Here is a 22,803-nt window from a genome sequence, read left to right on the forward strand (position 1 = left end):
TCAGGCGCTCCGGATTCCTGCGCCGATCTCCGGCGCGGACAGGCGCATGCGCAGCGTCAGCAGGACCTCTGCGACGGAGGCGTCGGTCCGGTGCAGGCTCATTCCCCAGCCGAGCCGCGAACAGATCTGCTTCAATTCGTCCCGGTGGGCGGAAAGCAGGGCGAGATAGGCTTCGCGCAGGGACTGCGCCTTCGGCGCCAGGAGGCGCATCGACCCCCCCGGGTGCTGGAACTCGACATGGCCCGTGTAGGGATAGGTCTCCTCGATCGGATCGGCGACCGTCACGATTTCCCCGACCGCGCCGTTCGCCGCGATCGTCCGGAGCCTCCGCTCGGTCTCGGACGCCGGGCCGAGAAAATCGCCGACGAGCAGGACGAGGGAGCGCGCGCTGGCGGGCGCCGGCGGCGGCAGCGGCGCGTCGGAAGCCCCGTTCAGGCGTTCGTCAGTCGCGATCGCCTCCGCCAGGCTCTCGATCACCCCCGCCGTCGCCATCGGTCGCGTCAGCCCGAGCAACCCGGCGCGCTCGCCGCTGCCGACGCAGAGATCGGCGAAGGCGAGCGCGATGACCGCGGCGCGGTCGATCTTGGTCGCCGGCGCGAGGCTCGACCCGAAACGCATCGAGGCGGACCGGTCGAACCAGATCCAGACCGTGTGGGCCGATTCCCATTCCCGTTCGCGCACGAAGGCGTGCTCCCCTCGGGCGGACCGTCGCCAGTCGACCCGCGAGGACGGCTCCCCGGACACGAACGGCCGGAACTGCCAGAAGATTTCCCCGGAGCCGGCCTTGCGCCGCCCGTGGACGCCGTGACGCACGGTCTGCGCCACATTGCGCGAAGCGACGATGAGGCTCGGCAGTCTCGCGGACAGGGTCGCGGCCTCGAGGCGGATCGACGGGGAGACGGTCATGGCGGCGGCAATGGGCGAAGTCCCGACGTTCGCGCCCTCATCGAAGGGTCTTCGCCGCGAGCCGGGAAATGACGGCCGGGATGGTCTCGCCGTCGGCTCTCGCGGCGAAGGTGAGCGCCATGCGGTGCTTCAGGGCCGGTTCCGCCAGCGATTTGATGTCGTCGAGCGACGGCGAGAGCCGTCCGCTGACGAGCGCCTGGGCGCGCGCGGCGAGCATCAGCGCCTGCGCGGCGCGCGGTCCGGGTCCCCAGCCGATCCCGCGGGAGAGTTCGGCGTCGCCTTCGCCGGGGCGCGCGGCGCGGACGAGATCCAGGATCGCCTCGACGACGCGATCGCCGACCGGCGCCTGGCGCACGACGCGTTGCGCCACGAGCAGGTCGTCGGCGGTCATGATCGGCCTCGGCTGCTTCTCCCGCTCGCCCGTCGTGGCGATCAGAATGCGGCGCTCGGCGTCGCGGTCCGGATAGCCGACGTCGATCTGCAGCAGGAATCGGTCGAGCTGCGCCTCCGGCAGGGGATAGGCGCCTTCCTGCTCGAGTGGGTTCTGCGTCGCCAGGACGTGGAATGGCCGCGGCAGGTCGTGGCGAACGCCGGCGACCGTGACGTGATGCTCCTGCATCGCCTGCAGCAGCGCCGATTGCGTGCGCGGGCTGGCGCGGTTGATCTCGTCCGCCATCAGGAGCTGGGCGAAGATCGGACCGCGCAGGAAGCGGAACGCCCGCCGGCCGTCGTGACCTTCCTCCATCACCTCGGATCCGAGGATGTCGGACGGCATCAGGTCGGGCGTGAACTGCACGCGTCGCGCGTCGAGCCCGACGACGACGCCGAGCGTCTCGACCAGTTTCGTCTTCGCCAGGCCCGGCACGCCGATCAGGAGGCCGTGACCGCCCGCGAGCAGGGTCGTCAGGCTGAGATCGACGACGCGCTCCTGCCCCATGATGGTCGCGGCGATCTCGGCCCGCGCCTCGGCCACGCGTTCGAGGACGGCGTCGATGTCGCGGACGAGGATGTCCGGGTCCCGAGCGGCGGCGGCGTTCATGTCCAGTCCCTCTTCGCCACAGAACCCCTCGCTGGTTTCGCTTTTGCGCCGGCGGCGATACATTGCGTCGGTCGCAACATGATCGAACCGCACCATGCCCCCGCCAAACTCGCCCACAAACGAGCGCCAGAATATGGCGGACCTCACGAAATCTCCGGACGCCGCGCTTGCGGGGCTGGGAGAGCTCGCCGCGCGCCGGGGACCTGCGCCGGTGCATCTGTGGAACCCGCCCGACTGCGGCGACATCGACATGCGGATCGCCGCCGACGGCGTCTGGCATTATTGCGGCTCGCCGATCGGCCGGCCGGCGCTCGTCCGGCTGTTCGCGTCGATCCTGCGCAAGGACGGCGATCGCTTTTGTCTCGTCACGCCGGTCGAAAAGGTCGGCGTCAAGGTCGACGACGCCCCGTTCCTCGCCGTCGAGATGCGGGTCGGGTCGAGCGAGCGCGGGCAGGCGCTGACTTTCCGGACCAATGTCGACGACGAGGTGGCGGTCGACGACGAGCACCCGCTCCGTTTCGAGCCCGGCGCCGCCGATGGCCTGAAGCCCTATGTCCGCGTGCGCGGCGATCTGTGGGCCCTGGTCAAGCGGGCGCTGTTCTACGATCTCGTCGCCCTCGGCGTCTGCGAGCGTTCCGGCGGCGCTTCGTGGTTCGGGGTGCGTTCGGGCGGCGTCTTCTTCCCCATGTGTCCGGCAAGCGAGATCGAGGGCCTTTGACCATCGTCGATGTGACCGGCCTCGATCGCGAATCGTTCTCGGCGCTGGCGCGGCGCCGGCTCAAGGCGACGCTGACGCTCGACGACCTGACCAGCCCCGGCGCGCCGAAATCCAGCGACTTTCTCCTGAGCGGCCTCGTTCCCGACGCCGCCCTGATCGCCCGGGCGCGGCCGGCCGCGGTGCTCGCGCCGATCGTGGCGCGGCCGGAGGGCCTGACCGTGCTGCTCACCCTGCGCGCCTCGCACCTGAGCACCCATTCCGGGCAGATCGCGTTTCCCGGAGGCAAGATCGATCCGGGCGAAACCCCGCTGGAGGCGGCGCTGCGGGAAGCCCAGGAGGAAGTCGGTCTCGATCCCGCCTTCATCGAGCCGCTCGGCTGGCTCGATCCCTATCTGACGGGAACCGGGTTCCGGATCGCGCCGCTGGTGGCGATCGTCGATCCCGGCTTCACCTTGTCGATCAACGCGCGCGAGGTCGACGAGGCCTTCGAGACGCCGCTCGCCTTCCTGATGGACGCGGCCAATCATCGGGTGGACGAGCGCGAATGGCAGGGCCGGGTGCGAAGATTCTACGCCATGCCGCACGAGGGCCGGTATATCTGGGGCGCGACCGCTGGAATCCTGCGGATCCTGTACGAGAAGCTTGTCGCCTCATGAGCCGCGCCGTCCTCGAACCGCTCGCGCTGTTTCTCACGCCGTTTGCGGTCTACGCGATCTATCTCGTCCTGCGGGCGCGATGGCCGCTCGAAGTCGAGCACTGGACCGGCGTCCGGGTCTCGATTCTGACCGTCATCGGCGTCGCGGCCGCGATCCTCGGCCTCGTGGCCGTCAACCTGTTCGCGCCCCGCGGCCAAGGTGCGTATGTTCCGGCGCATCGGGAGAACGGCGTGCTGGTCCCGGGGCGCTTCGAGTGACCGGCCTTCCCGGCGCCGAGGCGGGCCGGTTGAGGACCTGCGAAGCGCTCGGTCGCAGGCCTCTCGCCGACGCGCTCGCGGCGCTGAACGACGGCGACGTCGAGACGCGGGTGGTCGGCGGCGCCGTCCGCGATCTGGCCCTCGGCCTCGAGCCGGAAGACTTCGACCTCGCCACCACCGCCTTGCCCAGCGAGACGATCCGGCGCGCCGAGGCCGCGGGATTCAAGGTCGCGCCCACGGGCATCGACCACGGCACGGTGACGCTGATCATGCTCGGCCGGACGATCGAGACGACGACGCTGCGCGAGGACGTCGAGACCGACGGCCGCCGGGCGAGGGTCGTCTTCGGCCGGGATTTCCTCGCCGACGCGCGCCGCCGCGACTTCACCATCAACGCCCTCTCGCTCGACGCCGAGGGGCGGATCTTCGATCCGCTCGGCGGCCTCGAGGATCTCGCCGCCGGCCGCGTCCGCTTCATCGGCGACGCGGACGCACGCATCGGCGAGGATCATCTCCGCATTCTCCGGTTCTTCCGGTTCTCGGCGCGGTTCGGGCGGGGCGCGCTCGATCCGCACGGCCTGAGCGCCGCGATCCGCAACCGCGCGAGCCTCGCGCGGCTGTCGCGGGAGCGGGTGCGCGCCGAAGTCCTCAAGCTGCTGGTCGCCCCGCACGTTCCCGAGGTCGTTCGGGCGATGGGGGAGGCGGGAATTCTGGCGGAATGCCTCGGCTTCTCGGCGCCCGACCGGCTGGCGCGCGCGGTCGCGATCGACACGGCGCCGGACGGGCTCTTGCGGCTGGCCGCGCTCGCCGTCTTCGTCGAGGAGGATTCGGAGCGCCTGCGCGAACGATTGCGTCTCTCGAACGGCGAAGGCGAGCGCCTGCGGCGGGCGGCCGCCGCGCTCGCGCCCCTGCATGGCCTCACGGTCGCCCCGTCGACCGACGCCCTGCGCCGTCTCCTGTTTCGCGCCGGCCGGCGCGGCGCGTCCGACGCCCTGCTGCTCGCGCACGTCGAGTCCGGGGCCGCTGCGGACGACCCCGATTTCGCGCGCGCCCATCGCTTCCTGGCCGAGGCGCCGGCGCCGAAGTCGCCGGTCAGCGGAAAGTCGATCGTGGCCCGCGGCGCGGCGGCGGGGCGACGCGTCGGTGAGATCCTCAGAACCTTCGATGCGCTCTGGGAAGACGCGGGCTTTCCGACCGACAAGGCGACAATCGACAGGCTGGTGACCGCGGCCGAGGCGCCCGGACGCGCTCGATAGCCGCCGATTTCGGAAAAGGGAGCCGGTCGAACCCGGGCCGCCGCCGGCGTCGCCCCCAAGCTCTGAAAAAAATTGCAAAAAGGCCGCGAATTCCGCCTGACAAAGCGGGGATTCTGTGCCCTACTCCGACCGGACACGTGTCAACGTTCCGGCCGCATGAGCGCGCGTCGCGTCACTCGATGGAGGCTTGGTCTCAAGGGCCGGGAAGCGCCGAGCCTCGCGGGGCGCAACTCGTGCGCACGTCGCGTCGCGGCCTGTCTGCGACGCGGGCGACGCACCGCCCGATCCCTCCCGAACTCCAGATCGCGATCGAAGCGGGGGCGACGCTCGATGCGCTCATGGCCGCAGTCGCGCGCGCGCCCGCCGACGTCAGTCCGCTCGACGCCGTTCTCGCCTCGGGCGCAATCGACGAGGAAAGCTACTACCGCGCGCTGTCGCGCCGGCTCGGCTGCGCCTATTATCTCGGCTCGCCCCGTTTCGCCGAGGACTTCGAGGCCGCCAAGGCCTTGTGCTGCGGGGTCGCCCCGCTCGCCGCGCCTCACGGCGGCGCCCGGGCGGTGATCGCGCCGCGCGCGGCGGTGGTTCCCCGGCTGATCGACATGACGCTGTCGGGGCGCCTGCGTCCCGAGAGCTTCGCGGTCACGTCGCCGAAGCGGTTCAACGCGCTCGTTCGCGCGCAACGCGCCGGCGACATCCTCGACCGGGCGCTCGCGCGCCTCCCCGTCGCGCTCTCCGCCAGGACCGGACTGGCGCGCGGGCAGGTCGCCGCGGTCGGGCTCGTCGCCGCGCTCGGGGCGGCGCTCGCGGCCGCGAGCGCCGGGGCCCTGTCGGCGGTCGCCTCCGCCATGCTGTGGATCCTGTTCCTGTCGTCGATCGGGTTCAGGTCGCTGGCGGCGGTGGCGAACCCCGAGGAGCGGCGGCCGCGCCGTCTCACCGACGAGGAATTGCCGGTCTATACCGTCATCGTCGCGGCCTATCGCGAGGAGGAGGTCGTTTCGCAGCTCGTCGGCGCGCTGAACGCGTTCGATTATCCCAAGAGTAAACTGGACATCAAGCTCGTGGTCGAGCGGCGCGACCGCGAGACCCTGTCTCGCCTCGTCGCGCTCGACCTGCCCGCTCACATCGAGGTCGTCGTCGCTCCGCCCGGACGGCCGTCGACCAAGCCTCGCGCCCTCAATCTGGCGCTCATGGAGGCGCGCGGGGCCTATCTGGTCGTCTACGACGCGGAAGACATCCCGGCGCCGGGGCAACTTCGGCTCGCGGCGTCGCAGTTCGCCGCCGACCGCGACGTCGATTGCCTCCAGGCGCGCCTGACCGTGCGCAACGCCGACGATTCCTGGCTCTCCCGTCTGTTCGCGCTGGAATACGCGGTGCTGTTCGATCTCATCAATCCGGGGCTGTGCGCCCTGCGCCTGCCGATCGCGCTCGGAGGGACCTCCAATCATTTCCGGGTGTCCGCGCTCGCCGACGTCGGCGGATGGGACGAATGGAACGTCGCAGAGGACGCCGATCTCGGCGTGCGGCTGGCCCGCTACGGCTACCGGGTCGGAACGCTCGACTCCGAGACGTCCGAGGAAGCGCCGTGCGAGTTCGGCAACTGGTTCGCGCAGCGCGTGCGCTGGCAGAAGGGTTGGATGCAGACCTGCATCGTCCATTCGCGCGATATAGTCCGTTTCGTCCGCGACCTCGGCGCGCTCAAGGCCTTCGCGGCGGCGATCCTGATTTTCGGCACGGTGGCGAGCGCCCTGGCGTGGCCGGCCTTCGCGGTCGCCACGCTGTGGCGCGCCTTCGGGCCCGGCGACGCCGAGGTCTCGCGCTGGCGCGAGGCCGAGGACCTGTTCGTTTATCTGCTGGCGGCCGCCGGGGTGTGGTCGATCGTGGTTCCGGCGGCGGTCGCCGCGGGGCAGCGGCGCCTGAGAGTCGGCGTCGCCGCGTTCGCGACGCTTCCGCTCTATTACGTCCTCGTTTCGGCGGCCGCCTGGACGGCGATCGTCGATCTGGACGGCGATCGTCGATCTGGCGCTCCGGCCCCATTTCTGGGCGAAGACCGCGCACGGCCGCGCCCGGTCGAACGCTGCGCCGGTTCCCCTCCTGCGACGCGCCCGGCCCGAGCGCGAGCCGGCGGTCGGTTGACACGTCGTCCGGGCCTTCTAGTGTGCGCGGCTTTCGACGCCCGCGAGAAACGACGCCGGCGTCCGGAGCGGAACGGAATCGATGTCTTCACAGTCCCTCAGCGAGGCCGCCGGCGTCTCCAAGGCCTGGCCCTTCGAGGAGGCGCGCAAGCTGATCGCGCGGCTCGCGACGGCGAACAAGGACGAGGTCGTGTTCGAGACCGGCTACGGCCCGTCCGGGCTGCCGCATATCGGGACGTTCGGGGAAGTGGCGCGCACCACCATGGTCCGGCACGCGTTTCGCGTGCTGACCGGCGACACGGTCAAGACCCGTCTGATCGCGTTTTCCGACGACATGGACGGCCTGCGCAAGACGCCGGACAACATCCCCAATCGCGAGCTGGTGTCGCAGCACCTCGGCAAGCCGCTGACCCGCGTGCCGGACCCGTTCGGCGAATATCCGAGCTTCGCCGCCCACAACAACGCCATGCTGCGCCGCTTCCTCGACCGGTTCGGCTTCGACTACGAGTTCATGTCGTCGACCGAAGCCTACACCTCCGGGCGGTTCGACGCGGCGCTGTTGCGGGCTCTGGAGCGGTTCGACGAAATCCAGGCGATCATGCTGCCCTCGCTGCGCGAGGAGCGGGCGGCGACCTACTCGCCGTTCCTGCCCATCCACCCGGTGACCGGCGTCGTCATGCAGGCGCCCGTGCTCGCGCACGACGCGAAGGCGGGCACGATCGCGTGGCGCGATCCCGACAGCGGGGAAACCTACGAGACGCCGGTGACCGGCGGGCGCTGCAAGCTGCAGTGGAAGCCGGACTGGGCGATGCGCTGGTGCGCGCTCGGCGTCGACTATGAAATGGCCGGCAAGGATCTGATCGATTCGGTAAAACTCTCGTCGCGAATCGCCCGCGCGCTCGGCGGCGAGCCGCCGGCCGGCTTCAACTACGAGCTGTTCCTCGACGAGAACGGCCAGAAGATCTCCAAGTCTCGGGGCAACGGCCTGACGATCGAGGAATGGCTGACCTACGCCAGCCCCGAGAGCCTGTCGCAGTTCATGTTCCAGAAGCCGTCGGCGGCCAAGCGGCTCTATTTCGACGTCATCCCGCGCACCGTCGACGACTATCTCGGCTTCCTCGAGGCCTACCCCGACCAGCCGTGGAAGGAGCGTCTCGGCAACCCGGTCTGGCACATCCATTCCGGCGAACCGCCGCAGCCGGAAGCGCTCGAGCACGGCGACGGGCGGACCTCGGTCTCGTTCGCGATGCTGCTCAATCTCGCCGCGGTCGCCAACAGCGACAACCCGGCGGTGCTGTGGGGTTTCCTGCGCCGCTACGCCCCCGACGCCTCGCCCGAAAACCATCCGCGGCTCGACAGCCTGGTCCGCTACGCGGTCGCCTATTTCCGCGACTTCGTGGCGCCGAAGAAGCGCTACCGGCTCGCCGACGCGGTCGAGCGCGAGGCGCTGGCCGCCGTGTCGGCGAAGCTTGGCGAGCTGCCCGCCAGCGCCAGCGCCGAGACCGTCCAGCACGCCCTCTACGACATCGCCCGGCCGATCCCGCGCTACCAGGATTTGAAGGCCAAGGGCGCGACGCCCGAGCGCCCCGGCGTCTCCAACGATTTCTTCAACATGGTCTACGCCGTCCTGCTCGGCGAGGAGCGCGGCCCGCGGCTAGGGTCGTTCATCGCGCTTTACGGGCTGGCGGAGACGCGGGCGCTGATCGACCGCGCGCTGGCGGGGGAGCTGGTCGGGGCGGGGTGAGACGGAGGCCGCGTTAGGGTCAAAGCCCAATCGGGCTGCCGATGCGGCGGACTGTGCTTTGCCGAAGGAGCGCGCGCGTTGTTGTGAACCGAATCCTACCCGCCGGACATAGAATCCTCGCGCGATTGAGGGTAACGCAGCGTACGCGTGGTTCAAAGTCCGAGACCAGCATGAGCGATCTGATTACATACCTTGTCGATTGCAAACGGCTCGGGGAACTGCTCCAGACCTACGAACTTTCTCAGGCCGAGACGCTCGCCGGACCGCCGCCGCAGCCTATTCGCGAGGCGCTTGAAAGAGAGGCTCAAGAAAATCTCGCCAGACAAGGCCTAGCGTTCCCGCCCTTCGATGGGATCACATTTCATATTCGGCGCCGATAGTGAGAGCGGGTGTTACGGTGACAGGCCCGCAATCACCACTCGCTTACGCGCGACCTTCCCCTCCGGGCAACGCGTAACCGCCTAGGCCCCGTGGCCGATACGCTGTCATGCTACAGACCGCTCCGCGAAATCCCTCCTCATGTGTATCTGTATCGGTCTCTCAGCCTGGGGGCGCCTTCGGCTTCGCTCGACGTTTGGCAGTGATCTTGCGGGTTCGCGAGGCGGCGCCGTCCAAGGCGAGGTCGCCGAGGCGCTGAAGGCGCAAGGGCGCGTGGGACGGCAATCGTACGACCAGTTCAAGCTGCCCGCCGACGGCCTCGATGTAGCTTCTGAGAGTGGACAGATACATGTCGGTCTGCTTCTCGATTTTTGACACCGAGGGCTGCTTGACCTTGAGAGCCGAGGCAATATCGACCTGGGCCTTGCCAGCGACACGGCGCAATTTACCGAGGCTCTCGACCTCGTCCATCAATTCTTGCGCACGCGCCTCCACACGCTGGCGGCGCTCCTCGGGAAGCGAGGCGAGAACGTCATCCAGGGATCTGCTCATCACGTCTTCTTCCTCTTCGCGGCTCCAAGTCGATCGAGGTGGGTCTCGTAGCGCTTGTCCGCCTTGGCGATGAGCGACCTGTAAAACCGCTTTTCGCTTCCGCCGTGTCTGCCAAGCTGGGCGGACGACAGGGCTCTCCGTCATCGCGAGGAGCGAAGCGACGCGGCGATCCAGGGGGCCGGGCCAATGCTCCAGCGGATTGGCGGGCGCAGTCGTTCCTCGCCGTCCGCGCAGACGGCTCCTGGATCGCCGCGTCGCCCTTCGGGCTCCTCGCGATGACGGCGGAAGGGGACTACCTTGGCTTGTCGCCCGCGACCAGCAAGACACCCTGCCGCTCGGGATCGAACGCGAAGGCCACGCGCCAAACGCCGCCATCGGCGTCGAAGCGCAGCTCCTTCATGTTCGCAAACACCGAGTCATCGAGCGTGTCAGCGTGCGGCCTGCCCAATTGCGGACCGAACGCAGCCAAGAGCTTGGCGGACGCCAGCAATTCGTCCTGCACCGCTTCCGGCAGCGCCTCGAACTCTGGTTCGAACGCGTCGACGAACGCGACCTTCCACCTCTTATCCATATAGCTCCTAAGCTATATCTGTCAATCGTCAGCCGGACGGACTCTCGGATTTCCGTCGGGCGGCTAGCCTGACGCGATCCGCTCTATGAGGCTGTGGATATATCCGCATACGGGCTGCTGGGACAAGCCAAAATGGCCGCTGGGTCGAACTGCGCCCCAAGCGCTTCGGCTTGCACGCCCGCTACCTCGCGCTTTCCTCCGCTCTCGTCGACCGAAGTCGGTCGTCGACGCCGAGGCTGGGGCGATGACGCTTCCCGCCGTCCTCGCGAGGAGCCCGAAGGGCGACGCGGCGATCCAGGGGCCGCCTGCGCCGACGTTGAAGCGCGGCGACCAAGTCCGGGGGTCGCTCCTCGCGATGACGGTGGCTTTGGTGTTACCCCAGCGCGGGTAAGTTTCGAGAGCGCTGGAGGAGCCTCCTCTTGTGAAGGAGTTAGCCTCTATACTGGGTATCGAGCGTGATTCCTTTGAAAAGGTAAGATTCTTATGAAGTTATTGCCCTGCGCGGGCTTGTAAATGTCGGAAAAAAACGCTGGTTCCGGTAAGCCCAGATATTGTATCCGGACCGAAAAGCCATCGCTCGCGGGTCTCTTAGCCTGTCGTCCACAATGGAGAATGCTGGGCTGTGGCCACGGCGCAGATCCGGGCAATTGTCCCGCTGGCCTGCCATGCTGCGCCGAGTATCTGCTCCGGAACCTCCCGCTCCGACGTCCACTGGACCGATTGCGGGTCGGCTTTCTTGATTGCGGCTCTCAGCTCGCGCACCTCGTCTTCAAGTCGATAGGCTGATCCGAACCGGTTAGTCTTTCCCTGCCAATCCGGCTCCTCGATAATCAAGTTGCGTTGGAACGGCAGCCAAATTTGTGCCCCGAGCAATATTTGTGGAAACCGGCCCGTGAAGCCTCGCTGAATCGCGCCGTCGAGCGCGCGGCGGAGTTCCTCTTGCGCCGGTTTCTGGCGACCGACAAGCTTGGCAAGCTCGTCGGCGCCTTGTTGGGCCACTGCGGCAACATAGCGAAGGAGAAGGTCTCCGCTCACCGCGGCGTCTTCCGACTTATAGAAATCCCTGGGCTCGTCCCAGGAGAGGAGTTCGCCGAGTTGGGGCGCGTATTTTGTCGCAAGCTTGTCACGCCAAGCGATGATGTCTTCCGTTGCCGGAGACCGAAATCTGGCGGGTTCCGTCATATATCTTGCGCCCGGAATGGGGGGTAACTTCCATCCTGGCGGCGGCTCAGTCGTATATGGAGCCTTCGCGTCGACGACGAGATACGAAATGAGGTGCAGCGCCGATGCTTGGTAGCCCACGCCCAATTCAGGCATCTCCCCGGCTCTGTGTGGGCTACACTACGCCCGCTGCTCGACGAAATCAGTGTATGAAGCGTGCCCCAATCGTGTCGCCAAGCCGAGCAGCCTGTCGCAGGCCGAGGCAGTGCGCCGCCTGCGGTTCCATCGGAATGTGAACTCGTCTAGGTAGCGCCGCAAGTGCTGTTTCCGGACGCCGTGCAGCGTGCCGATGAACCAGCGCTTCAGGTTGGAGACTGCCCGGTGGATCCAGGGCAGTAGGGCGTGCGCCGCCGTCTTGCCGACCACCTTGCCGACATGCGCGCGATGTTCGGCCAGCTTGCGATAGTCCGGAATCCCGTCGCTCACAACGGTGGCGCTGACCACCACATTGCGCTCGACGAAACCCCTGACGCTCGGGGATTGCGGCGACAGCTTACGAAACCCCTAATTGTCATCCTTCACGCCATGCCTCGCTAACGAAACAAGAACCGGATGGGCGTGCGACACTGTTCGCCATAGACGGTGCGGACTAATTGGCCTAGCTTTCCTCCCGAAACTGGGGGTGGGCCATGTTGCGGACCATCTTGTTGGTTGGGCTCGCCGTAATGGCTCTTGCGGCGCCGAAGCCATCGCAGGCCGCCGACACCGTCTACGACTGTGTGCCGGACGAACCTCGCGTAACCGCGCCCGATCGACTCGTGTCCGTCGAAATCCGGTTAAAGCCGAATGGGGCGTTCGCCTCCGTCGTCTACAGGGCCGCCAATGGCGCCGTCATTGACCGGGCCGCCCAATACCAGAACATGAACGGACAGGAAGGCAATTTCCGCTACTGGGTCGGTCGATTGCGCAACAATCCGAACGTCGGGATCATGGGCTCATTCCAGCGCAACCAGGGCCGGCTTTTTTATCTTGAGACCGTCCACGACAATCTCCAAGGCGGAAGGACTGTCGCGCAAGTCACGTCGCTTTGCGACGGGGGGCGCCTGGATTACGGCGAAGTTGCCTCGTCGCCTCCGCAGAGTGCGCCGCCGCCGCCAATCCAGGCCCCGCAGCCCTCGCCCTCTCCCACCTTGCCGGACCCCGAAATCAAGAAGTTCCTCGATTGCGTGGACGCGGCGACTGTAGCGCTCGCGGCAATCTCGAACGAGCCGGCGCAAACGGTCGTGGACGCGGCAAAGGGCGAATGTCCCAAGGAAGAGGTTGCCCTCGAAAGCGCGTTAGAGCGCCACGGAATCGCCAAGTCCGTCGATTGGCTGGACGGGCTCATGAAGGAGATGCGCCCGAACCTCTTGGCGCTGGTCCTGAACGCCCGCGCGTCGGCCGCCAGACCGTCCGAAGGGCCAGCCAAGACCGAACCGACAAAGGGGCAGGCGCTTTAGATAGATCTCGTCATTGTTTGCTTGGCGGAGCGGGGCGCGAAAGGACTTTGAAGTCAAGGATGCGCGCATAGGGCGTTCGGAAGGACGCCCGTCTTTCGACGGGCTAAGCAGACCGTCCTTGCGTTCAAAGTCCTTCCGCGCAAAATCGCCTTCAAGCAATCAATGGCGAGCCGCGGCCTTCGGCCGAGCTGCCCGTCTCAAAACCCGTCCGAACCCGGTCAACATCTCTCGCGTGCGCGCCCGCGCCAAGGTCGTGTCTGAACCGAGACGGGTCGTTCGACTCTCCTGCACGCGGCGCGATTCGAACAATTCCTTGACAGCCGCCCAAATCCGTTCCACATTTGTTCTCAGTACCCGAAATCGAGGCGCGCGCGTGTCCGACCCCCTCTCCGTTCCCGACATCCGCGTCGCCCGCGCGCCCGCGGCGCGCGCGGTCCGGTCCGAGCCAGAAAAATCCGCGCGGGAGCGGCGGGTGGTCGAGGGGCTCAGGGGCGGCGTGGCGATGGCCGAGATCGCGCGGCGCGAGGGGATCTCCGAGCGGGGCATGCGCAAATATGTCCGCACCCTGTTCGCCCGGCGCGCGCCCGAGGCGACCGGCGAATTCGTCGCGACGCAGATGAACCGTCTCAACGAGGCGCTGCTCGTCAGCTTCGGCGCGATGTCGGCCGAAAACCTTCCGGCGGTCGACCGGGTGGTCAAAATCGTGCGCGAACTCGATCGCTATCAGGGGTTGGACGGCGGCGCGCGCGGAACCGAAACGCGCCGCAAGCTCCTGGAATCCCTCGATTCCGGAGCCGAAACCGACCCCTGTCTCGCCCTTGCCGCGCTCGATCTCGAGAAGGCCGAGGCTTTTGCCGAGGACGAGTCCGCGGCCAACGGCGGCGTCGACCCCCAAGAGTTCGGTCGTCGGGGCCGAGACCTGTCGCCCGCCTAAGCCCCCCGTTCCGGCGGCCCGAAGTGTTCCCGCAGGCGCGCCTCCACGAGGTCGTCGGCCATGACCCTGGTCGGGTCCCAGACGGGCGCCGACTCGACGCGCTCGCGGGCGACGTCGAGGGTCACGCTGCGGGCCGTCCAGTCGACGCTCGCGACCGCCGTGATTGGAACCCGGACGAGCCGGCCGCGCAGCCAGCCGCGCGTCGCGACGACGAGATGGCCGACGGTCCAGCGGACGTCGTCGAGAAACACGTTGTCGACCGACCCGGCGTCGCCGTCCGCCGCGTGGACCGAGAATCCCTTGAGGGCCGCGGCCGAGCCCAGCCGCGGGCCGCCGCCCGCCGGGCCTTCGGCGGGAATGGCGCGGGCCGCCGGCCGCAGGATGGCCGGCTCGCCCCCGAGCTGCGGCGCGCTGAAGAACGGGTCCCATCCGTAATGATCGAACAGGCGCTGCTCCATGTCCTCGGTGACCGGCTCGTCCGCGGCCGCCTCGGGGCTGGCCTCGACCTGCGCCCTTGTCAGGTTGACCGGCAGCGCCATCTGCTCGCCGACGGCGAGCATCGGAAACGCCGGCCGCGGCGGCAGACGGATCGGCGCGACGGCGGAGGGGTGGATCAGGACCTTGCGGCCCGGCAGCCAGTCGCCGGTGTCGACCACGAGCCAGCGCACCGTCCAGCGCCGGTCGTCGAGCAGGAAGTCCTCGACGGCCCCGATGCGGCCGTCGCTCGCCGCGACGGGGCATCCGATCAGACTGGCTGCGGCGAACAGCATCGGCGCCTCCCCGGCGTCGCGCGAGAAACCTTATGCGGCCGCGGCCTGCTCGGGGGCCGGCTCCGGCGCCGGTCTCGGCTCGCGCATGAGCAGCCGGCACAGCCGCGCCAGCGTCGCCCGCTGCTGCGGTCGCGGCACGACCATGTCGACCATGCCGTGAACCTTGAGATACTCGGCGCGCTGGAACCCCTCGGGCAGCCGCTCGCGGATCGTCTGCTCGATCACCCGCGCGCCGGCGAAGCCGATCACCGCGCCGGGCTCGGCGAGGTGGATGTCGCCGAGCATGGCGTAGGAGGCGGTGACGCCGCCGGTGGTGGGGTTGGTGAAGACGACGATGTAGGGCAGGCGCGCGGCGCGCAAGCGGCGCACGGCGACGGTCGTGCGCGGCATCTGCATGAGCGCGAACATGCCCTCCTGCATCCGCGCGCCGCCGGAGGCGGTGAAGATGATGAACGGCGTGCGGCGTTCGATCGCGGCGGTCATGCCGGCGATGATCGCCTCGCCCGCCGCCATGCCGAGACTGCCGCCCTGGAAGGCGAAGTCCTGCACCGCGACCGTGACGGCCTGACCCTCGAGCTGGCCGTGGGCGAGCGTCACCGCGTCGTAGGCGCCGGTCTTGAGGCGGTTCTCCTTCAGGCGGTCGACGTAGCGTTTGACGTCGCGGAACTTCAGCGGGTCCGCCGGGACTTCCGGAGCGGGAAGCTCCTCGTAGAGCCCCTCGTCCATGAGCGCGGCTAGTCGCGCCTTGGCGCCGATCGGCATGTGGTAGCCGGAGCCCGGCACCACCATGAGATTGGCTTCCAGATCCTTGTGGAAGACGAGTTGCCCGCTCTCGGGGCACTTGACCCAGAGATTGTCCGGCGTCTCGCGGCGCAACAGAGACCGGATTTTTGGCGGGACGACGTTGGCGATCCAGTTCATCGGTGCAGGCGTCTCCAGGCGGATCACGCGGCCGGCCGGGCGGTCGACGCCGCGCGCGCAAGCGTCTCGACGAGCCGGCTGACCGCGCCGACCGTGGCCGGGCTCGCCCTGCCGTCGTCGAGCGAGGTCCGGACCGCCTCGACGATCGCCGAACCGACGACGACCGCGTCGGCGGCCGAGGCGATCGCGGCGGCGCTGGCCGCGTCCCTGACCCCGAAGCCGACCGCCACCGGCAGCGGCGTGCGCCGCTTGATCCGGGCGACCGCCTGGCGCACGAGCGCCGGGTCCGGCGTCGCCGAGCCGGTCACCCCCGCGATCGACACGTAGTAGACGAAGCCCGAGGTGTTCTGGAGCACGGCGGGGAGGCGGGCGTCGTCGGTCGTGGGCGTCGCGAGCCGGATGAAGGCGAGGCCCGCGCGCATCGCCGGCAGGCACAGTTCGTCGTCCTCTTCCGGCGGCAGGTCGACCACGATCAGCCCGTCCACGCCGGCGGCCTTCGCGTCGCGCAGGAACGGCTCGACGCCGTAGGAATAAATCGGATTGAAATAGCCCATCAGGATGATCGGCGTGTCGGCATTGTCCGTGCGGAAGGCCGCGACCATTTTCAGCGTGGCCCGCAGCGTCTGCCCGGCCCTCAGCGCTCGCAGGCCCGCCGCCTGGATCGCCGGCCCGTCGGCCATCGGGTCGGTGAACGGCATGCCGACCTCGATCACGTCGGCGCCGGCGTCGGGAAGCGCCTTCAGGATGGCCAGCGACGTCTCCGCGTCGGGATCCCCGGCCATGACGAAGGTGACCAGTCCGGGCCTGCGCTCGGCGGCCAGCCGCTGAAAGCGGCGTTCGATGCGTTCGCTCATGCGCCGCTCGTTAGCACGGGCGGCCGGCCGGGGGAACGGGGAAGCGGCAGGGAGACGGCCGTCCGCTCGGCTACCGCGGCCGCGCGACATAGATCCCCGCAAGGATCATGAGGCCGCCGAGCGCCTGCACGGCGCTGACCGGCTCGGCCAGGATCAGCCAGCCGAAGCCCGCCGCCGCGATCGCCTCGAGAAAGATGACCAGCGAGGAGAAGGCGGCCGGCAGGCGGCCGAGCGCGATCGCCAGCAGCCCCTGCCCGCCGGTGTGGCTGATCCAGGCCATGGCGAGCAGCGCCGCCAGGCCGCGGAGCGTGTGCGGCAGCAGGACCGGCTCGGCGACGAGCGCCACGACGAACAGGATCGCCGCCGTCACCACGGTGGCTTCGAACGTCAGCCGCGCCGCCGAGGTCGTCTTGCGCGCGGCCTGCACGGCGAGAAAATAGAGGCCGAAGAAGACGCCGGTGGCGATCCCGTAGAGGTCGCCGATCGCGCCGGCGGGCTGGAGCTGAAAACTCCGGGCGAGCAGCGCCGCCCCGCCCGCGAGGCACAAAGCCAGGCCGGCGAGCACGTTCGCCTTCACCCGCTCGCGCAGCAGCAGCCAGCCGAACAGCACCACCCAGATCGGCGCGCAAGTGGCGAAGAAGGTGGCGTTGGCCACGCTCGTGTGGACGATCGCCAGATGCCAGAAGAACAGGTCGCCGGCGAAGGCGAGGCCGGACAGGATCGCGGGCCGGGCGAAGCGTGAGCCGCTGGGCGCCGGGCCGTCGGCGATCCGCGTCCAGGCCCAGAGCAGCGGCAGCGCCAGCGTGACGCGCCAGAAGGCGCTGGCGAACGGGCCGACGTCGGCGAGCCGGACGAAGATCGGCGAAACGCCCATCGCGACCGCGCCGGCGACGAGCGCGGCGAAGGGGGCGAGGGCGCCGCGCGCGGCGGCGTTCGGCAGCAGGGGCAAGGGGAAATCCGTCAGCGGGCGAATAGACAAAACACCCGTTTCGGGCTTTCGTCCTTAGTCTCGCCCCAACCCTACGGCAAGACCGCGCGATGGACCGAACGCCGAACCTCTTTCCCGAATCGGATGCGACCGCCTTTTCCCCGGTCGAGACGATCGCCGGTCCGCTCGACGCCGGCGCGCTGCTCGTCTGCGACCACGCCTCCAACGCCCTGCCGCCGGAATACGGCACGCTCGGCCTGCCGGCGGCGGCGCTCGAGCGGCACATCGCCTACGACATCGGCGCGGCGGCGCTGACGCGGGCGCTCGCCCGGCGCCTCGGCGCGCCCGCCGTGCTCTCGACCTTCTCGCGCCTGCTGATCGACCCCAATCGAGGCTGCGACGACCCGACGCTGGTGATGCGCTTTTCCGACGGGGCGATCGTTCCGGGCAACGCGCACGCGGACGCCGCCGAGATCGCGCTGAGGCGCGAACGTTGCTGGGCGCCTTATCGCGAGACCGTCGCCGCGACGGTCGAGGCGATGATCGCGACCGGCGAGCCGCCGGCGCTGATCGCCATTCATTCCTTCACGCCGGTGTGGCGCGGTGCGGCGCGGCCGTGGCAGGTCGGGGTGCTGTGGGATCGCGACGATCGGATTTTTGCGCCGCTGTTTGCGGCGCTGCGCGGCGAGCACGATCTTGCCGATTGCGAGGTTGGCGACAACGAGCCCTATGACGGGGCGCTCGCAGGCGACACGATCGACGCGGTCGCGACCGCCCGTGGGCTCGCCAACGCGCTGATCGAGGTGCGCCAGGACCTGATCGGGGACCTGGCCGGCGCCGAGGCCTGGGCCGGCCGCCTCGCGCGGTTGCTCGCGCCCATTCTCGCCAATCCCGACGCGCGGGCGCCCAGGGACCTCGGCAGCCGGGTCAGGCGCGGCTGACCGGGAGGGTCGGCGTCTCGCCGGCCGGCGGCGGGCCGCCGCCGCGCCCAGGACAACGCCACCGCGCCGCGCTTCCTCCACAGGCCTGTCCGCGCGGCCTTGACGGAGGCGGGCCTTTGGCGCCACGTCGCCGCCGCATCCACTTGGGCGGTAGAGAATCGATCATGGCCGAGCCGGCGAACAAGGACGAGATCGCGACCGGGACCGCGGAGGTCAACGCCGGCCACCTGCGCGCCTTCATCGAGCGCATCGAGCGGCTCGAGGAAGAGAAGAAGGCGCTCGCCGACGACATCAAGGACGTCTACGGCGAAGCCAAGGGCAACGGCTTCGACGTCCGGATCATGCGCAAGATCGTGTCGATCCGGAAGCAGGACCGCGACAAGCGGATCGAGGAGGAGACGATTCTCGACCTCTATCTCTCGGCGCTGGGGATGAACTGAGGGGCGGCTCGCCATCTTGCAGATGCGGAGAGCGGCGCGCGGCTCCGCCGGCGACCGTCGACGCCCCGCGAGCGGTCTCCTGCAAAGCGGCTGGAAAAGCCGCGCCGCCGCGCATTGATTACGACATAAACATATGCCAAGAAATCGCGTCTTTGACTGATCAACGAGCGTATACCATGAGAAACGGATGGATAAATCGGACGTTGCTGGCAGGGGCCTCGGGGCTGGCGATCATGGCCGCGAGCGGGGCTCGGGCGGACTCGACCGTGTGCGGCGCGGTCGCGGGCAATCTGGTCCAGAATTGCAGTTTCGAAACCACGGACAGCTGGTCCGGCCTGTATCAATCCTCTAATCAAGTGAACAGCGGCGCCAATAGCGCTGGCGTGGGGAGCGGCGACGGTTTTCCCGACAGCTTGAGCCAGACGGTCGCCACGACTGCCGGCGACACCTACGATCTGACGGCGTGGGCGACATACTGGATTTGGGGTAACACGGGCACCGTCGAGTGGAACGGCGTTGCGGTCGGCACGATCGATCAAGGGCAGAGCAATCCCAGCTGGGACAAATTCTCGTGGTCTGTCACGGCGACCGGCGCCACCTCGGTGATCAGTTTCTCGGTTTCCGATACCTCCTACGGCTACATCGACGACGTCAGCCTGGTCGACACGACTCCGTCGGCTCCTGCGGCGCCGGAGCCGGCCACCTGGGCGCTGATGGCGCTCGGCTTCGCCGGCGTCGGCACGCTCGGCCTGCGCAAGTCCCGCAAGCTCGCCCGCGCGGCGGCCGTCTGACTCGCACGCCCGTGACGACTGCGTCCCTTCTGCGGCGCGCATGAGCGCCGCAGGCCCCCGCCGCCGGATTCTGATCGCCTGGGAACTCGGCGGCGGCTATGGGCACGTCCACCGGATGCTGCCCCTCGCCGATCGGCTCGTCGCCGACGGCCACGAGGCGTCGCTGGCGGTCCAGTCGGTCGAAACCGGCCGCGCCCTTTTGGGTGATCGCCGCCACCCGCTGCTGGCGGCGCCGGCGGCGCGGACGATCGCAAGGCCGGTGCGGATCGAAAGCTGGGCCGACATCGTCTTCAATGCGGGCTACGACACGGCGGAGTCGGCCGCGGGGATGGTCGGCGGGTGGCTCGGGGTGGTCCAGGACAGCGCCGCCGACCTCGTGGTCGCCGAGTTCTCGCCCGGCGCGCTGCTCGCCGCGCGAATTGCCGGCGTGCCGGCGGTCTCGGTCGGTTCGGGCTGGGGCACCCCGCCCGCCGCGACGCCGCTGCCGGCCATCCGCTTCTGGCAGCCGCCCGCCCCGGAGACTCTGGCGGCCTCGGAGGCGCGGCTGCTCGACGCGCTCAATCCGGCGCTGCGCGCGCTCGGCGGGGCGCCGCTGCCGAATTTGGCGGCGCTGGTTCCGCCGGAGGACAATTGCCTGTGCAGCTTTCCCGAGCTCGACCACTATCCCGATCGCGGCGGCGTCGGCTATTGCGGCCCCGTCTACGCCGAGGCCGAGGGCGGCGCCCCGCGGTGGCCGGCGGCGAGCGGGCCGCGCTGCCTCGCCTATCTCAGCGGCGCCCATCCCGCTCTGCCGGCGCTTCTCGGCGGGATCGGCGGGACCGGCTTCCCGACGGCGCTGCACCTGCGCGGAGGCCTCCCCTCCCATGCGACGATTCCGCCGAACGTCTGGCTCGCGCCGGGCCCGTTGCGCCTCGACCTGATCCTGCCCGAGCGTCCGATCGTCGTCTGCCAGGGCCTGAACCTGATGTCCGCCGCGCTCGCCGCCGGATGCCCGGTCCTGGCGGCGCCGGAGCATCTGGAGCAGACCGCGCTGGCGAACCGGCTGTTGCTTCAGCGCCTCGGGCTGGCGCTCGACCCGAAGCAAGGCGCCGGCGACGCGGCGGCGCTGCTCGGCCGCTTGGCCGAGGAGCCGCAGTTCCGGCAGGCGGCGGCCGGTTTCGCCACACACTACGCCGGCTATGCGCCGGCCATGGCGGTCGACGCGGTGGTCGAGGACTGTCTCGACCGGCTCGGCTGACCCTTCGGCCTGCGAAGCACGCCCCGGCCAGCAGCCGGGGAGCGGTCCACCCGATTGATCCTGGCTGCCCTCGGCGAAAAGATCGGCTATCCTCGGCCCGCCTCGCGCTTGGGGAACGCCGTCATGAGCTGGAATCCCGCCCTTCGACCCGGCTATCCCGACACGACCGGGCCGGACGCCATCGAAACCGTGATCGTGCCGCGCGCCCGCGACATCGGCGGCTTCGAGGTGCGGCGCGCGCTGCCCGCGCCGGGCCGGCGCATGGTCGGGCCGTTCGTGTTCTTCGACCAGATGGGGCCGGCCGAATTCATCACCGGCCAGGGCATCGACGTGCGCCCGCATCCGCACATCGGGCTCGCCACCGTCACCTATCTCTATCGCGGCGAAATCCAGCATCGCGACAGCCTGGGGTCGAACCAGGTCATCCATCCGGGCTCGGTCAACTGGATGGTCGCTGGCAAGGGGATCACCCATTCCGAGCGGACGAGCGCCGACGTCCGCGCCGCGCCGCACGAACTGTTCGGCGTCCAGACCTGGGTCGCCCTGCCGGAGGCGAACGAGGACGACCCGCCGGGCTTCGCCCACCACGCCCGCCATGATCTGCCCGAACTCGAGGACGCGGGCGCCGCCTTGCGCCTGATTCTCGGCCGCGCCTATGGCGAGCGCGCGCCGGCGAAGGTGTTTTCCGAGATCTTCTATGCCGACGTCGCGCTTCGTCCCGGCGCCCGTATCCCCTTGCCGGACGACCACGAAGACCGCGGCGTCTATATCGTCGAGGGCTCGCTCGTCGTGGCCGGCCAGACGTTCGAGGCGGGGCAAATGATGGTGTTCCGCCCCGGCGACCGGATCACGGTCGCGGGCGGCGAGCAAGGCGCGCGCATCCTCGCGCTCGGCGGCGCCACGCTCGGGCCGCGTTATCTGTGGTGGAACTTCGTCGCCTCGAGCCGCGAGCGGATCGAGGCCGCCAAGGAGGCATGGCGCAAGGCCGACTGGGGTTTTGGCCGCTTCGACCTGCCGCCCGACGACCGTGACGAGTTCATTCCGGCGCCGGAGACATAGCGCCCCACTGTCCACTCTCCCGGCCTACCGCCTACCGCCTACCGCCCCACTTTCTTCAGGCTTGCCGGCGGCGGGGGATCGTGCGGGACGAGGACGTCGGTGGCGAGATCGGAGGTCGGATCGACCCGGTAACGGTCGAAATCCCTGACGCCGCAGTCGAACAGGAACGAGTCGTCGATCAGGAAGTTGGCCGTGAAGCTCCGGGAATCCTTGAGGAGAACCGCGTAGGCCGCGTCGGCCATGATGTCGGGGGTGCGCGAGGCGCGCATCGCCGGGTCGCCGCCGAGCAGGTTTTTCACCACCGACGTCCCGATCAGGGTGCGCGGCCAGAGCGCGTTGACCGCGATCCCGCTCGCGCGCAACTCGCCCGCGAGGCCGAGGGCCGCGATGCTCATGCCGTATTTGGCGATGGCGTAGGCGGTCATCGGCGCGACCTGCTTCTCGTCGAAGACCAGCGGCGGCGACAGAACCAGGATATGGGGGTTCGTCCCCTGCTCGAGGTAGGGAACGGCGAATTTCGACACCAGAAACGTACCCCGCGCATTGATCTGATGCATGAGGTCGAAGCGCTTCATGTCGGTCGCCTGGGAGGCGGCGAGGTTGGCCGCGCTGGCGTTGTTGACCACGATGTCGAGGCCGCCGAAGGTCGCGACGGTCGTCTCCAGGGCGGCGCGCACCTTCGTCTCGTCGCGCACGTCGACGACCAGCGGCAGCGCCCGGCCGCCCGCCTGCTCGACGGCCTCCGCCGCCGTGTAGATCGTTCCGGGCAGTTTCGGATGGGGTTCGGCGGTCTTGGCGGCGATCGCTACATTGGCCCCGTCGCGCGCCGCTCTCAGCCCGATCGCGAGCCCGATGCCGCGCGAAGCGCCCGTGATGAACAGGGTTCTTCCGGACAGGCTGGCGGCCATCTTTCGTCTCCTCGATGCTTTTCGTCCCGTCCATGGCGCCGCCGCGCGCGCCGGACAAGAAGGATCGGCGGGGCCTCGCTCTTGCGGCCCGGGCCCGCGCCGGTCGGGCGCGGGGTCAGATATTGCGCAAGATAGAACGAAGCAGGATCAT

General features: G+C 69.2%; 24 protein-coding genes and 1 pseudogene. 14 read left to right on the forward strand and 11 right to left on the reverse strand.

Annotated elements, in window-relative coordinates; genetic code table 11:
* Window positions 1–906: a DUF58 domain-containing protein gene (locus DFR50_RS19915; protein WP_113891019.1), complete on the reverse strand. Its 906-nt coding sequence runs from the start codon at window positions 904–906 to the stop codon at window positions 1–3.
* A 37-nt stretch (window positions 907–943) separates the two neighbouring features.
* Window positions 944–1,945: an AAA family ATPase gene (locus tag DFR50_RS19920; RefSeq protein WP_113891020.1), complete on the reverse strand. Its 1,002-nt coding sequence runs from the start codon at window positions 1,943–1,945 to the stop codon at window positions 944–946.
* Between the two features lie 133 nt (window positions 1,946–2,078).
* On the opposite strand from DFR50_RS19920, the gene DFR50_RS19925 reads away from it, so the two are divergent.
* The 7 genes and pseudogenes from DFR50_RS19925 (at window position 2,079) to DFR50_RS31540 (ending at window position 9,088) form a co-directional block, all read left to right on the forward strand.
* Window positions 2,079–2,663 carry a DUF1285 domain-containing protein gene (locus tag DFR50_RS19925; RefSeq protein WP_113891021.1) on the forward strand — a complete coding sequence of 195 codons (585 nt, stop codon included), beginning with the start codon at window positions 2,079–2,081 and terminating at the stop codon, window positions 2,661–2,663.
* Window positions 2,660–3,319, forward strand: a complete 660-nt coding sequence (locus tag DFR50_RS19930; protein WP_245427981.1) for an NUDIX hydrolase — start codon at window positions 2,660–2,662, stop codon at window positions 3,317–3,319. The genes DFR50_RS19925 and DFR50_RS19930 overlap by 4 nt, the downstream gene beginning before the upstream one ends.
* Window positions 3,316–3,576 (forward strand): DUF6111 family protein, encoded by a 261-nt coding sequence (locus tag DFR50_RS19935; protein ID WP_113891022.1) that lies wholly within the window; start codon window positions 3,316–3,318, stop codon window positions 3,574–3,576. Before DFR50_RS19930 ends, DFR50_RS19935 begins: the two co-directional genes overlap by 4 nt.
* Complete coding sequence (locus DFR50_RS19940; RefSeq protein WP_245427982.1) at window positions 3,573–4,832, forward strand: CCA tRNA nucleotidyltransferase; 1,260 nt, start codon at window positions 3,573–3,575, stop codon at window positions 4,830–4,832. The genes DFR50_RS19935 and DFR50_RS19940 overlap by 4 nt, the downstream gene beginning before the upstream one ends.
* An 845-nt stretch (window positions 4,833–5,677) precedes the next feature.
* Window positions 5,678–6,535: pseudogene (locus tag DFR50_RS33630) on the forward strand (glycosyltransferase); the annotation flags it as partial.
* Window positions 6,536–7,046: 511 nt separating this feature from the next.
* Complete coding sequence (locus tag DFR50_RS19955; protein ID WP_113891024.1) at window positions 7,047–8,708, forward strand: lysine--tRNA ligase; 1,662 nt, start codon at window positions 7,047–7,049, stop codon at window positions 8,706–8,708.
* Window positions 8,709–8,878: 170 nt separating this feature from the next.
* Window positions 8,879–9,088: a hypothetical protein gene (locus DFR50_RS31540; protein WP_147262819.1), complete on the forward strand. Its 210-nt coding sequence runs from the start codon at window positions 8,879–8,881 to the stop codon at window positions 9,086–9,088.
* 160 nt (window positions 9,089–9,248) lie between these two features.
* Here the strand turns inward: DFR50_RS31540 and DFR50_RS19960 are convergent, their stop codons facing one another.
* From DFR50_RS19960 to DFR50_RS19975, 4 genes are all read right to left on the reverse strand, one after another.
* Window positions 9,249–9,638, reverse strand: coding sequence for an XRE family transcriptional regulator (locus tag DFR50_RS19960; RefSeq protein WP_113891025.1), 390 nt, complete (start codon window positions 9,636–9,638; stop codon window positions 9,249–9,251).
* Between the two features lie 292 nt (window positions 9,639–9,930).
* Window positions 9,931–10,209: a type II toxin-antitoxin system RelE/ParE family toxin gene (locus DFR50_RS19965; RefSeq protein ID WP_113891026.1), complete on the reverse strand. Its 279-nt coding sequence runs from the start codon at window positions 10,207–10,209 to the stop codon at window positions 9,931–9,933.
* Between the two features lie 588 nt (window positions 10,210–10,797).
* Entirely contained in the window at window positions 10,798–11,517 is a 720-nt protein-coding gene (locus tag DFR50_RS19970; protein ID WP_210208981.1) for a hypothetical protein, read from the reverse strand.
* A gap of 33 nt (window positions 11,518–11,550) precedes the next feature.
* The gene (locus DFR50_RS19975) at window positions 11,551–11,922 is read right to left on the reverse strand and encodes an IS1595 family transposase (RefSeq protein WP_113891028.1); all 372 of its coding nucleotides are present in this window, start codon (window positions 11,920–11,922) and stop codon (window positions 11,551–11,553) included.
* A gap of 137 nt (window positions 11,923–12,059) precedes the next feature.
* On the opposite strand from DFR50_RS19975, the gene DFR50_RS19980 reads away from it, so the two are divergent.
* Window positions 12,060–12,869: a hypothetical protein gene (locus DFR50_RS19980; RefSeq protein ID WP_113891029.1), complete on the forward strand. Its 810-nt coding sequence runs from the start codon at window positions 12,060–12,062 to the stop codon at window positions 12,867–12,869.
* A gap of 373 nt (window positions 12,870–13,242) precedes the next feature.
* A complete protein-coding gene (locus DFR50_RS19985; protein WP_113891030.1) occupies window positions 13,243–13,803 on the forward strand; it encodes a helix-turn-helix domain-containing protein in 561 nt (186 codons plus the stop codon).
* Here the strand turns inward: DFR50_RS19985 and DFR50_RS19990 are convergent.
* The 4 genes from DFR50_RS19990 to DFR50_RS20005 form a co-directional block, all read right to left on the reverse strand.
* Window positions 13,800–14,573 carry a PRC-barrel domain-containing protein gene (locus DFR50_RS19990; RefSeq protein ID WP_113891031.1) on the reverse strand — a complete coding sequence of 258 codons (774 nt, stop codon included), beginning with the start codon at window positions 14,571–14,573 and terminating at the stop codon, window positions 13,800–13,802. The two genes, DFR50_RS19985 and DFR50_RS19990, sit on opposite strands and share 4 nt — an antisense overlap.
* A gap of 30 nt (window positions 14,574–14,603) precedes the next feature.
* Window positions 14,604–15,494 (reverse strand): acetyl-CoA carboxylase, carboxyltransferase subunit beta, encoded by an 891-nt coding sequence (accD, locus tag DFR50_RS19995; RefSeq protein WP_113891032.1) that lies wholly within the window; start codon window positions 15,492–15,494, stop codon window positions 14,604–14,606.
* A gap of 23 nt (window positions 15,495–15,517) precedes the next feature.
* Window positions 15,518–16,348 (reverse strand): tryptophan synthase subunit alpha, encoded by an 831-nt coding sequence (gene trpA / locus DFR50_RS20000; RefSeq protein WP_113891033.1) that lies wholly within the window; start codon window positions 16,346–16,348, stop codon window positions 15,518–15,520.
* A 70-nt stretch (window positions 16,349–16,418) separates the two neighbouring features.
* A complete protein-coding gene (locus DFR50_RS20005; protein WP_245427986.1) occupies window positions 16,419–17,297 on the reverse strand; it encodes a DMT family transporter in 879 nt (292 codons plus the stop codon).
* An 89-nt stretch (window positions 17,298–17,386) separates the two neighbouring features.
* Here DFR50_RS20005 and DFR50_RS20010 point away from each other — a divergent pair, with 89 nt between their 5' ends.
* From DFR50_RS20010 to DFR50_RS20030, 5 genes are all read left to right on the forward strand, one after another.
* Window positions 17,387–18,217 (forward strand): N-formylglutamate amidohydrolase, encoded by an 831-nt coding sequence (locus DFR50_RS20010; protein ID WP_113891034.1) that lies wholly within the window; start codon window positions 17,387–17,389, stop codon window positions 18,215–18,217.
* A gap of 164 nt (window positions 18,218–18,381) precedes the next feature.
* Window positions 18,382–18,657: a DUF2312 domain-containing protein gene (locus tag DFR50_RS20015; RefSeq protein ID WP_113891035.1), complete on the forward strand. Its 276-nt coding sequence runs from the start codon at window positions 18,382–18,384 to the stop codon at window positions 18,655–18,657.
* Window positions 18,658–18,833: 176 nt separating this feature from the next.
* Window positions 18,834–19,448 (forward strand): PEP-CTERM sorting domain-containing protein, encoded by a 615-nt coding sequence (locus DFR50_RS20020; RefSeq protein WP_113891036.1) that lies wholly within the window; start codon window positions 18,834–18,836, stop codon window positions 19,446–19,448.
* Window positions 19,449–19,488: 40 nt separating this feature from the next.
* Entirely contained in the window at window positions 19,489–20,685 is a 1,197-nt protein-coding gene (locus tag DFR50_RS20025; protein ID WP_113891037.1) for a glycosyltransferase, read from the forward strand.
* A gap of 123 nt (window positions 20,686–20,808) precedes the next feature.
* Window positions 20,809–21,744, forward strand: a complete 936-nt coding sequence (locus DFR50_RS20030; protein ID WP_113891091.1) for a pirin family protein — start codon at window positions 20,809–20,811, stop codon at window positions 21,742–21,744.
* 38 nt (window positions 21,745–21,782) lie between these two features.
* Here the strand turns inward: DFR50_RS20030 and DFR50_RS20035 are convergent, their stop codons facing one another.
* Window positions 21,783–22,652, reverse strand: a complete 870-nt coding sequence (locus tag DFR50_RS20035) for an SDR family oxidoreductase (protein WP_113891038.1) — start codon at window positions 22,650–22,652, stop codon at window positions 21,783–21,785.
* Window positions 22,653–22,803 lie beyond the last annotated feature (151 nt).

Origin of the sequence: Roseiarcus fermentans (assembly GCF_003315135.1) — a bacterium.
Taxonomy (GTDB): Bacteria; Pseudomonadota; Alphaproteobacteria; order Rhizobiales; family Beijerinckiaceae; genus Roseiarcus; species Roseiarcus fermentans.

Coding starts and splice junctions, on each gene's coding strand:
- DFR50_RS19955 (WP_113891024.1), top strand. CDS start 7,047: ATGTCTTCACAGTCCCTCAGCGAGGCCGCCGGCGTCTCCAAGGCCTGG.
- DFR50_RS19990 (WP_113891031.1), bottom strand. CDS start 14,573: ATGCTGTTCGCCGCAGCCAGTCTGATCGGATGCCCCGTCGCGGCGAGC.
- DFR50_RS19920 (WP_113891020.1), bottom strand. CDS start 1,945: ATGAACGCCGCCGCCGCTCGGGACCCGGACATCCTCGTCCGCGACATC.
- DFR50_RS20030 (WP_113891091.1), top strand. CDS start 20,809: ATGAGCTGGAATCCCGCCCTTCGACCCGGCTATCCCGACACGACCGGG.
- DFR50_RS19980 (WP_113891029.1), top strand. CDS start 12,060: ATGTTGCGGACCATCTTGTTGGTTGGGCTCGCCGTAATGGCTCTTGCG.
- DFR50_RS20020 (WP_113891036.1), top strand. CDS start 18,834: ATGAGAAACGGATGGATAAATCGGACGTTGCTGGCAGGGGCCTCGGGG.
- DFR50_RS19960 (WP_113891025.1), bottom strand. CDS start 9,638: ATGAGCAGATCCCTGGATGACGTTCTCGCCTCGCTTCCCGAGGAGCGC.
- DFR50_RS20035 (WP_113891038.1), bottom strand. CDS start 22,652: ATGGCCGCCAGCCTGTCCGGAAGAACCCTGTTCATCACGGGCGCTTCG.
- DFR50_RS19965 (WP_113891026.1), bottom strand. CDS start 10,209: ATGGATAAGAGGTGGAAGGTCGCGTTCGTCGACGCGTTCGAACCAGAG.
- DFR50_RS20010 (WP_113891034.1), top strand. CDS start 17,387: ATGGACCGAACGCCGAACCTCTTTCCCGAATCGGATGCGACCGCCTTT.
- DFR50_RS19925 (WP_113891021.1), top strand. CDS start 2,079: ATGGCGGACCTCACGAAATCTCCGGACGCCGCGCTTGCGGGGCTGGGA.
- accD (WP_113891032.1), bottom strand. CDS start 15,494: ATGAACTGGATCGCCAACGTCGTCCCGCCAAAAATCCGGTCTCTGTTG.
- DFR50_RS20015 (WP_113891035.1), top strand. CDS start 18,382: ATGGCCGAGCCGGCGAACAAGGACGAGATCGCGACCGGGACCGCGGAG.
- DFR50_RS19915 (WP_113891019.1), bottom strand. CDS start 906: ATGACCGTCTCCCCGTCGATCCGCCTCGAGGCCGCGACCCTGTCCGCG.
- DFR50_RS31540 (WP_147262819.1), top strand. CDS start 8,879: ATGAGCGATCTGATTACATACCTTGTCGATTGCAAACGGCTCGGGGAA.
- DFR50_RS19935 (WP_113891022.1), top strand. CDS start 3,316: ATGAGCCGCGCCGTCCTCGAACCGCTCGCGCTGTTTCTCACGCCGTTT.
- trpA (WP_113891033.1), bottom strand. CDS start 16,348: ATGAGCGAACGCATCGAACGCCGCTTTCAGCGGCTGGCCGCCGAGCGC.
- DFR50_RS20025 (WP_113891037.1), top strand. CDS start 19,489: ATGAGCGCCGCAGGCCCCCGCCGCCGGATTCTGATCGCCTGGGAACTC.